This is a genomic window from uncultured Methylobacterium sp. (assembly GCF_964244095.1).
GTDB lineage: Bacteria > Pseudomonadota > Alphaproteobacteria > Rhizobiales > Beijerinckiaceae > Methylobacterium.
Window position 1 is genome coordinate 1 of the sequence record NZ_CAXTHR010000131.1, and the last position, 11,702, is coordinate 11,702.

Annotated in this window: 8 protein-coding genes and 2 pseudogenes; 6 read left to right on the plus strand and 4 right to left on the minus strand. The window is 70.6% G+C overall.

What is annotated here, in order from left to right; all coding sequences use genetic code 11:
- The 3 genes from ACFE86_RS17515 to ACFE86_RS17525 all read left to right on the plus strand — a co-directional run.
- The coding region (locus tag ACFE86_RS17515) for a beta strand repeat-containing protein (protein ID WP_375456603.1) at window positions 1–5,679 on the plus strand (5,679 nt) is incomplete at its 5' end.
- Window positions 5,680–5,767: 88 nt separating this feature from the next.
- Window positions 5,768–6,565: a SapC family protein gene (locus ACFE86_RS17520; RefSeq protein ID WP_375456604.1), complete on the plus strand. Its 798-nt coding sequence runs from the start codon at window positions 5,768–5,770 to the stop codon at window positions 6,563–6,565.
- Complete coding sequence (locus ACFE86_RS17525) at window positions 6,565–7,182, plus strand: invasion associated locus B family protein (RefSeq protein WP_375456605.1); 618 nt, start codon at window positions 6,565–6,567, stop codon at window positions 7,180–7,182. Before ACFE86_RS17520 ends, ACFE86_RS17525 begins: the two co-directional genes overlap by 1 nt.
- Window positions 7,183–7,294: 112 nt before the next feature.
- Here ACFE86_RS17525 and ACFE86_RS17530 read toward each other — a convergent pair whose 3' ends face one another.
- From ACFE86_RS17530 to ACFE86_RS17540, 3 genes are all read right to left on the minus strand, one after another.
- Window positions 7,295–8,119, minus strand: coding sequence for an integrase (locus ACFE86_RS17530; protein WP_375456606.1), 825 nt, complete (start codon window positions 8,117–8,119; stop codon window positions 7,295–7,297).
- A gap of 192 nt (window positions 8,120–8,311) precedes the next feature.
- Window positions 8,312–8,572: a hypothetical protein gene (locus tag ACFE86_RS17535; RefSeq protein WP_375456607.1), complete on the minus strand. Its 261-nt coding sequence runs from the start codon at window positions 8,570–8,572 to the stop codon at window positions 8,312–8,314.
- On the minus strand, window positions 8,569–9,255 hold the full coding sequence (locus tag ACFE86_RS17540) for a hypothetical protein (RefSeq protein ID WP_375456608.1): 687 nt from the start codon (window positions 9,253–9,255) through the stop codon (window positions 8,569–8,571). Before ACFE86_RS17540 ends, ACFE86_RS17535 begins: the two co-directional genes overlap by 4 nt.
- Before the next feature lie 377 nt (window positions 9,256–9,632).
- Here ACFE86_RS17540 and ACFE86_RS17545 point away from each other — a divergent pair, with 377 nt between their 5' ends.
- From ACFE86_RS17545 to ACFE86_RS17555, 3 genes and pseudogenes are all read left to right on the plus strand, one after another.
- Window positions 9,633–10,298 (plus strand): tyrosine-type recombinase/integrase, encoded by a 666-nt coding sequence (locus ACFE86_RS17545; protein ID WP_375456609.1) that lies wholly within the window; start codon window positions 9,633–9,635, stop codon window positions 10,296–10,298.
- Window positions 10,295–10,549, plus strand: a complete 255-nt coding sequence (locus ACFE86_RS17550) for a tyrosine-type recombinase/integrase (protein ID WP_375456610.1) — start codon at window positions 10,295–10,297, stop codon at window positions 10,547–10,549. Before ACFE86_RS17545 ends, ACFE86_RS17550 begins: the two co-directional genes overlap by 4 nt.
- A 123-nt stretch (window positions 10,550–10,672) precedes the next feature.
- Window positions 10,673–11,375: pseudogene (locus ACFE86_RS17555) on the plus strand (IS5 family transposase); the annotation flags it as partial.
- A 16-nt stretch (window positions 11,376–11,391) separates the two neighbouring features.
- Here the strand turns inward: ACFE86_RS17555 and ACFE86_RS17560 are convergent.
- Window positions 11,392–11,702 (minus strand): annotated as a pseudogene (locus ACFE86_RS17560) (hypothetical protein); the annotation flags it as partial.

Sequence of the window (11,702 nt, forward strand, 5' to 3'; positions counted from 1 at the left end):
GTGCAGACCACGGCCTCGGGCGCGCCGCTCACCGTGGCGCGGCCGATCACGATCGTCAACGGCGGCAGCCTGAGCCTGTCGGCGGCCGGCGCGCTGGCGGTCAACGCTCCCGTCCTCGCGCAGGGCGCGGCGTCGGTGGCCCTGGCCTACGACCGGAACACCACGACTCCGGCCGTCACCGACCTCTCCTTCGCGCAAGGATCGGGCGTCAGCTTCGTCAACGCGGACGGCAGCGCGGCGACGGGTGCGCTGGCGGGGCGGGGCCTCACGGTCAACGGCAACGCCTACACGCTGCTCTATTCCATGGCCGACCTCGACGGCATCGACGGCACGGCGGCGTCGGGCAACGCGATCAACGCGCAAGCGGGAGGCTTGTCAGGCCGCTACGCGCTGGCGGGCGACCTCGCCGCCGCCGGCACGACCTACACGAACGCGCTCGTCGGCAACAACAGCAGCAACAGCAGCGCGACGTGGTTCTCCGGCACGTTCGAGGGGCTCGGCCATACCATCACCGGGCTGACGATCGCCAAGAGCGGCAACTATGCCGGCCTGTTCGGTTTCTTGTCGGGGACTGGGACGGTCCGCGACCTCGGCCTGGTCGGCGGGCAAGTCAGGGGGGCGGATTTCGTCGGCGCGCTGGCGGCGGCCAACACGGGCACGATCGTCAACGCTTACGGGACCGGTACCGTTCAGGGCGCGAACTATGTCGGCGGGCTCGTGGGCGCGAATTCAAGCACTGTCCGCCAGGGCCCGATCATCGTTCCAGGCACGCTCAGCAACGCCTACGCCACCGGCGCCGTCACCGCCTCGGGCGATTACGTAGGCGGGCTCGTGGGCTACAATGTTTACAGCACGGTGACGAATGCCTACGCGACCGGCGCCGTCTCGGGCAGAAACGACGTGGGCGGACTCATCGGCCTGAACAGCGGCGGCAGCGTCACGAATGCCTACGCCACCGGCACCGTCTCGGGCGCTCAGTACGTGGGCGGGCTGGTCGGGGACAATCTCGACGGCACGGTCACGCAGACCCACGCCACCGGCGCGGTCTCGGGCTCCTCCGGCGTTGGCGGGCTCGCCGGCCGCAACGGCTCCGCGGTCACGCTAAGCTACGCCACCGGCGCCGTCTCGGGCGGATCGGGCTCCACGAACGTGGGCGGGCTCGTCGGCCTCAACGGCGGTACGCTCACGCAGACCTACGCCACCGGCGCCGTCTCGAGCGGATCGGGCTCCACGAACGTGGGCGGGCTCGTCGGCCGCAACGACACCCCCACGATCACGCAGGCCTACGCCACCGGCGGGGTGTCGGGCGGATCGGGCTCCAACTACGTGGGCGGGCTCGTCGGGTACAACTCCTTGGGCATCATCACGGAGGCCTATGCGACGGGCGCCGTCTCCGGCTCCAACTCCGTGGGGGGACTTGTCGGGTACAACGAGGGCAACGGCGACGGCTACTCCGCCACGATCGTGCAGGCCTACGCCACCGGCGCCGTCTCGGGCTCCTCCTCCGTGGGCGGGCTCGTCGGGTACAACTACCAAGCGCCGATCGCGCAGGCCTACGCCACGGGCGCCGTCTCGGGCTCCTCCTCCGTGGGCGGGCTCGTCGGGATCAACGACGGCGACGGCGGCGGCTTCTACGGCACGCTCACGCAGACCTATGCGACCGGCGCCGTCTCGGGCGGATCGGGCTCCAACACCGTGGGCGGGCTCGTCGGGTACAACACCGCGGGTGGTTCGGTCACGAGCAGCTACTGGGACGTGCAGACCAGCGGCCGGAGCACCGGCATCGGGCGGGACGACAGCCAGGGCGCCGGCGTCTCCGGGCTGGTCGGGCTGACCACGCGGCAGATGCAGGGGCTCGACCCGCTCCCGGGCAACGGCACGCTCACGGATGCGAACCATCTCGGCGCGTCCTTCGCCGGCGGCGCGGGCGGGCTCTATCCCTACCTGACGAACTTCTTCCCCAACGGCGTGCAGGCCGTGTCGGGCATCGCCTACACGGATGTCGGCGCCACGGCGGCGGCCTCCGGTTCGGCCGGGGCGGTGACGGTGTCGCTGGCGAGCGGCGGTTCGGTGATCGGCCAGGCCACCACGGGGGCGAACGGGTACTACTACATCGTCCTGCCCACGGGGACGCTCGCCTCGGGCGCGGGCCTCGTCGCCTCCGTGCCGACCAACGGCAGCCTGTCCAACGCGGCGGCGAGCTTCGCGCGCAGCTCCGGAAGCGCGGTCGCGGCCACGGGTCTCGATCTCTCCGGCGGCTGGCTGCGCCAGGCAGCGGGCAGCCTGACCACGCTGTCGGCGCTCGACGCCGCCACCGCGGCGGCGGCCGGATCGACCCCGGCCGCAGGCCTCTCGCTCGCCAACCGCGAGATCAGCGCCGCCGGCGCGCTCAACCTCGACGGCGCCATCAGCCAGAGCGGGACGCTCGCTCTCTTGTCGCCGGGCGCGGTCACGCAGAGCGCCGCGATCAATGCGGGCGCGCTGCTGCTCGGCGGCGGCGGGACGTTCGCGCTCAGCAATTCGGGCAACGCGGTCGGCACGCTCGCGGCTTCCGCCGGCAACCTCGCCTTCGCCGACGGCGTCAGCCTCTCCACCGGCACGGTCGGCCGCGCGGACGGCACCTCGGTCGCCGGCGTCACGACGAGCGGCGCGGTCTCGCTGACGTCGGCCGGCACGATCACGCTGGCCTCGGGCGCCGGCGTCTCCGGCGCCAGCCCCGTGATCGCGGCGGGCGGCGCCTTCGTCAACAACGCCGGCTCGGGTGGGGTGACCGCCACCTCCGGGCGCTGGCTGGTCTACTCGGCCGACTCGGCGGGCGACACGTTCGGCGGCCTCGACAGCGCCAACACCGCCGTCTGGAATACGCCGGCGGGCGGCACGGTGAGCGCGACCGGCAACCGCTACGTCTTCGCCGAGCAGCCGACGCTGACCATCACCACGACGAACCTGTCGAAGAGCTACGGCGACGACGCGAGCGCGAGCGTGGCCGGCGCCTACGGCGTCGGCGGCCTGAGGCCGGCCGTGGCAGGCGCCTATCTCGGCGATTCGCTTGCGGCCGCGCTGTCGGGCACGCCGGCGGTGACGTCGGCCGGCTCCGCCGGGACCGCGAGCGTGGCGGGCTCGCCCTACACGATCACGGCCGACATCTCCGGCCTGACCTCGCCCGCCGGCTACGCGATCGCGGCGGCCAATACCGGCAGGCTGACCGTCGCGCCGCGCGCGGTGACGGTGACGGGCACGCGGGTCTATGACGGCGGCACGGACGCCGCCGCCGGCATCCTGACGCTCGGCAACGTCGTGGCCGGCGACGCGGTCGCCCTGTCGGGGACCGGCGTGCTGGCGGCCCGGGACGTCGGAGTGCGGGCGCTCGGCACGACGGGCGGCGCCCTCGCCGGCCTGAGCCTCGACAACGCCAACTACACCCTGGCCGGCGCCTCCGGGACCGTCACGATCACGCCGGCGACGCTGGCCTACGCGGCGGCCGCGGCGAGCCGGACCTACGGCGCGGCGAACCAGGTCCTGTCGGGCCGCGTGACCGGCTTCGTCGGCACCGACACGCAGGCCAACGCCACGACGGGCACGCTTGCCTTCGCAACGACCGCGGGGCTTGGCAGCAACGTCGGCAGCTACGCGATCACGGGTTCGGGGCTGACGGCCAACAACGGCAACTACGTGTTCGTCCAAGCCTCCGGCAACGCCACCGCCCTCGGCATCACCCCGGCGCCGCTGACGGTGACGGGGGCCAAGACCTACGATGCCACGGCCGGGTTCTCCACGGGCCAGCTCACGCTGGCGGGTGCGGTCAACGGCGAGACGCTGAGCCTGGGTGCGGGCACCGGAGCCACGGCCTCGGCCGATGCCGGGGCCTACGCGGGCTCCGGCCTGTCGGGCCTGACGCTCCAGGTGAGCGGCGGCAACGCGCGGGCGGCGAACTACAGCCTGCCGACGACCGGCACGCTCACGATCGCCCCGGCGCCGATCACCGTCACGGCCAACAGCGGAGCCTCGGTCTACGGCGACACGCCGGCCGATCCCGGCCTCTCGGCCAGCGGCCTGCAGGGTGGCCAGGGCGTGGGCGTGCTCGCGGGCCTGTCGAACAGCTTCGGCCTCACCGCGGCCTCGGGCGTGGCCGGCAGCCCCTACGCGCTCTCCGTGGCGGGCACCTTGACCAACGGCAACTACACCGTCACGGCGCGCACCGGCGGCAGCTTCACCATCACCCCCCGCCCGGTCACCGTCACGGCGGACGCGCAGAGCCGGGCCTACGGCGACGCCAACCCGGCGCTGACCTATCAGGTCGGAGGACGTGGGCTCGCCAACGGCGATGGGCTCACCGGTGCGCTCACCACGAATGCGGCCACCGGCAGCAGCGTCGGCGCCTACGCGATCACCCAGGGCTCGCTGGCAGCGTCCGCCAACTACGCCGTCACCTACCAGGGCGCGAACCTGACCGTGGCGGCGCGCCCGGTCACCGTCACGGCGGACGCGCAGAGCCGGGCCTACGGCGACGCCAACCCGGCGCTGACCTATCAGGTCGGAGGACGTGGGCTCGCCAACGGCGATGGGCTCACCGGTGCGCTCACCACGAATGCGGCCACCGGCAGCAGCGTCGGCGCCTACGCGATCACCCAGGGCTCGCTGGCAGCGTCCGCCAACTACGCCGTCACCTACCAGGGCGCGAACCTGACCGTGGCGGCGCGCCCGGTCACCGTCACGGCGGACGCGCAGAGCCGCGTCTACGGCGATGCCAACCCGGTCCTGACCTACGCGGTGGGCGGAAGCGGGCTCGCCAACGGCGATGGGCTCACGGGCGGCCTGGCGACCACGGCCGGTCCGACGACCGGCATCGGCGCCTACGCGATCACGCAAGGGACGCTCGCGGCCTCGGCCAATTACGCGCTCACCTATCGGGGCGCGGACCTCGCGGTCACGGCACGGCCGCTCACGATCGTCGCCGGCGCGCAGAGCCGCACCTACGGCGATGCCAACCCGGCCCTGACCTACACGGTGGGCGAATCGGGTCTGGTCAACGGCGACACGCTCACGGGCGGTCTGGCCACCACGGCCGGTCCGACGACCGGCATCGGCGCCTACGCGATCACGCAAGGGACGCTCGCGGCCTCGACCAACTACGCCGTCACCTATGCGGGGGCCGCGCTGAGCGTCCTCCCCCGGCCGATCACCGTCACGGCGGACAACCAGACCCGGCGCGTCTCCGGCGCCAGTCCGGCCCTGACCTACACGATCGGCGGACGCGGCCTCGTCGACGGCGATAGCCTCTCCGGAGCCCTGGTCACGGATGCGGACGGGGTCAGCCCACCCGGCGTCTACACCATCGGCCGGGGCAGCCTGAGCGCGAATGCCAACTACAGCCTCGCCTTCGCCCCCGGCCTGCTCACGGTCACCGGGGCGGGCGCGCAGGGCATCGCCGTCACCCCGGCCTTCCTCGGCAGCACGGTCGAGCGCAGCCTCAGGCTGAACCTGGGATGGCCGTTCGATGCCGCGGCCGGCCTCCCGGTCGAGGCCGGGGCGACGGCCAGCCAAGCCGGGCAGGGTACGGCGGTCATCCCGCTCTTCACCGACCCGCGCTTCGACCGCATCGTGGTCTGCCCCGGGTCGGGCGCCGCGGGCTGCCTCGCCGCCCCGCCACCGGCGCCCCGTCCGCAAGCCTCACGCTGACAGGGCCGACGTGACTGGTGGACCGTCCTCCTCGCCGGGTCACGTCGCACCGTCTGCTCTCAGCCCCTCATCGTCGCAAGAGATCCCGGTGTCCGACCTGCCGCTGTTCTACCGCTCGATCGTGCCGCTCGATCGCGAACGCCATCGCGAGCTCACCCTGCTCGAGCCGCAGGAGTTCGGATTCGCGAGGGGCAGCCATCTCGTGCCGGCGGTCGTCGACGAGTTCGGCCCGGCCTGCCGTCACCTGCCGATCCTGTTCCTGCCCGAAAGCCTCGGGCCGACGCCGGTCTTCCTGACGGGGTTCAGGCCCGGCGCCTCGGCGCTCGTCGATGCGCAAGGGACCTGGACGGGGCGCTACCTGCCGGCCTATCTGCGCCGCTATCCTTTCATCCTCGGCGAGGTCGACGGCGCGGACCCGCTGATCTGCTTCGACGACACCTCAGGCCTCCTCGCCGCACCACCGACGGAGGCCGCGGCCGATTCCGGCGACGGATGGCGACCGCTCTTCGAGGCTGGGTGCGGGGACAGTCCTGTCCTGGCCGAGCGCATCCGCCTGGTGATCGACTACGCCGCGGCGGCCCGGCGCACGGCGAGCCTCGGGCGGCTGCTGCAGGATCTCGCCCTGCTGCGGCCGCTCACGATCGAGAGGCGCGATCCGGCAAGCGGCGAGAGCCACGCGCTGCACGGCGTCCTCGGCATCGACGAGGCGGCGCTCGCCGCCTTGCCCGAGGCCGGTTTCGCCCGCCTGCGGGAGGGTGGCTGGTTGTCCGCGATCTACGCTCACCTCGTCAGCCTGCAGAGCATCCGCGACTTCACGCAGGGCTTTGCCGGGCCCGGCTCCTCATCGTCCATATCTACTCCTCCCTCCGACGGAGCCGCCACCTGATGTCGACGTTCTCGCCTCGTCGGATTGCCGGCCTCGGCCATGGCCGCCGCGCGTTCCTCGTCCTGCTCGCGAACGGCCTCCTCGGCGCCTCGCTCGCATCGGCGCAGCCGGGACCGGCCAAGCCGCCTGCCGCGAGCGTCACGGCACCTCCGGTGCCGGTCGAGCCGGGCACGACGACGGCGAGCTTCGGCGACTGGGTGCTGCGCTGCCAGCGCCTCGGCGAGGCAGACAAGGGGCGCTTGTGCGAGGTCACCCAGGCGATGCAGGTGCAGGGACAGGCCGCGCCAATTGCTCAAGTCGCGATCGGGCGCCTGGCGGCGGGCGAGCCGCTGCGCGTCATCGCCGTCCTGCCGGCCGCCGTGTCCTTCCCAAGCAGCGTGCAGATCCTGGCCGGAGACGACGATGGGCAGCCCCTCGACCTGCCCTGGCGGCGCTGCCTGCCAAGCGGCTGCTTCGCCGATGCACCCACCCCGGACGACGTGCTCAAGCGCTGGCGCAACGCGCGCGAACCGGGCCGGATCACCTCCAAGGACGCGACGGGCCGCGAGATCAGCCTGCCGCTCTCGCTACGCGGCCTCGGTCCAGCCCTCGACGCATTGGCCAGGGAACGGTCCTGAGACTATATCAGCGTAACTGGTTGCTCCTCCTGAAGCACGAACTTTATCTCACAATCTCAATGACATAAGTGTTCGCAGTTCTATTCTGGCCGGCGCGCCACTTAAATCCTTCTCAAACAACGATCTTTATCTTCGGCCGATCCGGCGATCGCGCGACGGTTTGCAGTCGGCTTGCAAATTCCGTCCGCGGCGAGGTCTCGAAGTTCAGGATCGCCTGGTCCGCGAGCGCCCGCGTGCGCGCTAGGTAGCGGTCCAGGATCACCGTAACGGTCTTGAGCGAGTGGCCGGTGATCGCTGCGATCTGCTGCGGGTTGCAACCGGCCTCCGACAGCATCGCCACGGCCGTGCCACGCAGGTCGTGGAAGTGCAGGCTGACTGGCGTCGCCAGCCCCGGTAGCATGACCTGCCGCAGCCCGACCTCATTCGCCGCCTGCTCCCACAACCGCGCAAAGCGGCGGAAGCCGCGGATGTGATTGGCGGGAAGGCGACCGTTCTCCTGCGCCCAGCTCAGCATCGCCGAGATGACGGACAGCCGGTTGTCGCACTCACGCTCGCCCGAGGTCCGCGCGACCTTGGCGCGCCAGTCGAGCAGGTCCTTGCGTACGCCCGGGTCGTTGAGCGCCTCGCGCGGCATGTCGCCGAATTCCGGCTTGGCCTTGGTGAGCCTGCGCTTGTATTCGCGCTGGATGCCTGCCGAAAGTTTGGTCTCGAACTCCGGCGACGTCGTGTAGGCCCGAATCAGCCCGTTGAAGGTGTCGCCCGAATGCCGTGCGATGAGGGAACGCTCGGCCTCAGCATAGATCAAGATGAACTCCCGCGATCCAGGCACGCCGTCCAGCCGCTGCCCTGTCGCGCGGTGATACCAGTACGCCTTCCGGGTCGCGTCCTTCAAACGCTTGTAGGTGGCGAAGACGCCCGGATAGGCAGCGCGAACCACGGGCCGCCCTCCAGGCTTCGAGTTGGCTCGGTTCCGGCTTGCCGGTCTCCGCGGAGACGATGACGATGCGGCCCGTCGCCGGGTCGATCTCGACACGCGCGATCGTGAGGTCCGCGGCGCGCGCGGCCTTCAGCGCGCGGGCGATGGCGGCTTGGGACGTGCCTGATCGACGTGCCATCCGACTGTTCTGCCTCAGCGAACTTCCCTTACCGGCCGCGCTTCTCCTGCGCCGTGATCCAGGCCAGCATGACCGAGTAGCGCGCAGAGCTGCGAACCGAGCCGAAAGACCGGCAACTGCGAGGTCTCGGCGAGGTGGTAGACGCTGCGCCGGCGGCTACGCGCGCCGTACAAGAACTCGGCGATCTCCTCCGCCCCGCGCAGCAGGTCGGGCGCCAAGCTGCCGGCGGCATCGACCGCCGGGTGGCCCGCACTGGGCGGCGTGGTCTCCATCATGATGCTCTCCTCTCGTTGGCCAGCAGCTTGCCCACCCGGATGATCGTGCGGGTCGAGACGCGGCGTTGTTGTTCCAGGTCGGTATCAGCGCGATAGTGCTCGACAGCCTCTTCGAAGTCCTTGGCAGCCGGCTCACCCGCGCCGCCATCACCATCGCGCTCGTGCAGCGCGTAGAGCACCGCGGCGGTCTTGCGCCGGACGCCGCCGAGCCGGATCTCGCCGATCGTGGCGGGCGTCGTCGCCATCACCGTGATCAGCGGCGCGACTTGGATCAGCGGCAGATCCGCATCCTGCCTCTGTAGGCCGAGCGCAGCGCGTAGTGAGCCGCTCGCGACCGCGGTGAACAGCGCCTCCAGACCGTCGACGAAGCTGCTCCGCTCCGTCAACGCCGTCAGCTCGGCGATGCCGAGGGCTTCGAATCCATTCCCGGCCTCGCTCCGCCGCGCGCATGTCGCTGCGTAACGTTCGACCGAGTGCACGCTGTCCTTCACCAGCGGACTGGCGAGCACGGCGGTCAGCAGGTGCGCGGCGTCCCGCGCCGTGACGATCGGCGCACCGCGGCCGCGCCCGTGCTTGGAGCGCAGCCCGGCTTCCAGCAGGCTGCGGTCGTAGACCACGAGCGTCGTCGCCGGGATGCCCAGCGCCTCGGCCATCGTCTCCACCAGTTCGCGCGGTCCGGCCATCAGCCACAGCTCCCCTCGTGCAAGCGTAACCATTCGCAGCTTAGGCGAATGATCGGGGCAAGGGCAGCGAGTCGTCGTCCGCATCATCGGTGTCTAACACGATTGATCTTGCCCGTCGAGGATCAATCGTGATAAAAACGAAAGAAGGATGAGCGGTTGGATCCGCATTGATCGTGGGGGTCAGGAAGCGGGTCTGGCGGACAGGCAAGGGTGAGACAAAGGTCGGCTGGGTCGTCGACTAGGTCGACGAGCAGGGGCGCCGCGCCCGACGCCAGTTCGAGACGAAGCGGCAGGCCGACACCTTTCGAGTTGAGGCCGAGGAGCAACTGCGGGCCGGCACCTACCGCGCCGACGGCGACCAAGTGAGGGTCGAAGTGGTGGCCAAGCAATTCCTCGCCTATTGCCGCGGCCGCATGGAGCGGCGTGAGCGCATGACGCGCGGCACTTTCGAGGTCTACACCGGCCACGTGCATAACTACGTCTGTCCGCCCGCGGGCCGCAGCGCACGCACCCTGCAGAATGCGTGCGCCTTCGAGGCAGGCTTGGCGTCAGTGAAGCTGCGTCAGCTGACCGGCCGGGCGGTCGGGGACTTCCGCGACCGACTGCGGGCGGCAAACCGGTCGGTGGCGATGACACGTAAGGTGCTTGGCACGCTGCGACTGATCCTCGCCTATGCGATCGGCCGCGACCTGATTACCGTCAACATGGCGCAGGGCGTGCGGGTGATCGGGCGCCGGGACGAGGGCTCGAAGGTGATCGTGGCGCCCTCGAAGGAGGCGGTGCGGCAGCTGCTGGCCGCCGCAGATCCGGACTTCCGCGTCGTCCTGCTATTTGCGGCGATGACGGGCCTTCGCGCGGGCGAGATGCACGCGCTGCGATGGCGCCATCTCGACATCGGCGGGGTGCGGATCGAGACGCGCGTCGACGAGTTCGGTGAGGAGGATGCGACGAAGACGACCGCCGGGATGCGGACGGTGCCGCTCGGGGCGGGGACGGTGGCGGCGCTGCGGGATTGGCAGGTGCGCACCTGTTCGCTGCGATGAATGAGTGCCACGAGGCCGACCCTTCGAGGGTCCCCGAGCCGCAGGCGCGATTTAACTGGCACGCATTGCGACATTTCGCGGTGTCGTGCTGGATCGAAGCAGGTCTGAGCCCGAAAACGGTGCAGACATTTGCGGGCCATTCAAGTCTCGAGATGACGATGGATCGCTATGAGCACCTATTCAAGAACGAGGATCATCCCCTGGTCATGGACGCAATCTCGAAATCGACTTGGTCTGCCCCACTACTGTGAACGGTAGCGTCCGACCTATTGCCGACGCTCACCGTGTCCGCTTCCCGGGCAATCGCTTGAGCCTTAGCTCGCAGCGATCAGGAAGTTCGAAGCGATCAGGCGAGTCTAGGTGCATATGGCGTTGTGCGGACGGGCGCGCCGTGGCGGTTCATGCCGCACGATCTGCCGCCGTGGGCGGCGGTCTACCAGCAGATGCAGCGGTGGCTGTCCACCGATTGCTTCCTGGACGTGGCCGGCGACCTGCAGGCTGTGCTGCGGCGGGCTGCGATGCGGATGGCGGCGGATCGGGAGCCGGAGCCGTCGGCGGTGGTGCTGGACAGCCGGACCCTGCGGTCTTGGCCCGAGAGCGGGGAGCGGGCGGGCTACGACGGAGGCAAGCGCAAGAAGGGCGCGAAGGTGCATCTGGCGGTGGACACCCTGGCCCTTCCGGTCGCCCTGCACGTGACGCCGGCCGATGCCGGCGACCGTGGCGAGGTCGGAGGGTTGGCCGCCGCGGTCCAGGCGGAGACGGGTGGCAGCGTGGACCTCGCCTTTGTCGATCAGGGCTACACAGGCGACAGAGCCGCCGAGGCGGCCAAGGCCCACAGGATCGCATTGGAGGCGGTCAAGGCGCCCTAGGCCAAGCGCGGCTCTCATCCTGAGCCTGTCGAAGGATGTGCTGCTGCCGCGCCGCTGGGTCGTCGAGCGGTCCTTCGCCTGGGCCACGCGCTGCCGACGCCTCGTCAAGGACTACGAAGGCTATGCCCGTACACTCGCAGGCCTGCACATGGTCGCCTTCGTCCGTCTCATGCTCAAACGAGCCGAAACACTGATGATCAGTTCATAATACGCTCTAGCAGCGGTCAAGGGCCCGCCGGCAGCGCCTCTATTGGCGGTCCCTCACCCAGGAGGAAGGCCCGATCTGCGGCGAGCCACGTCTCCAGGAAGCCCGCCACGGCCTTGATGCGGGCGATATGGACGAGATCCTCGTGCACCGACAGCCAGATGTCGCGGAGGGTGGAGAGCGCCGGCAGGACGGGCACGAGCGCCGGATTGTGGGCCGCGACGAAGCTCGGCAGCATGGCGATGCCTTGCCCCGACGAGGCGCCGACGTACTGCGCGACGAGGCTCGTGCTGCGGAAGCCGACATGCGTCGGGCGGAGGATGTCGGACA

Coding starts and splice junctions, on each gene's coding strand:
- ACFE86_RS17525 (WP_375456605.1), top strand. CDS start 6,565: ATGTCGACGTTCTCGCCTCGTCGGATTGCCGGCCTCGGCCATGGCCGC.
- ACFE86_RS17535 (WP_375456607.1), bottom strand. CDS start 8,572: ATGATGGAGACCACGCCGCCCAGTGCGGGCCACCCGGCGGTCGATGCC.
- ACFE86_RS17540 (WP_375456608.1), bottom strand. CDS start 9,255: ATGGCCGGACCGCGCGAACTGGTGGAGACGATGGCCGAGGCGCTGGGC.
- ACFE86_RS17550 (WP_375456610.1), top strand. CDS start 10,295: ATGAATGAGTGCCACGAGGCCGACCCTTCGAGGGTCCCCGAGCCGCAG.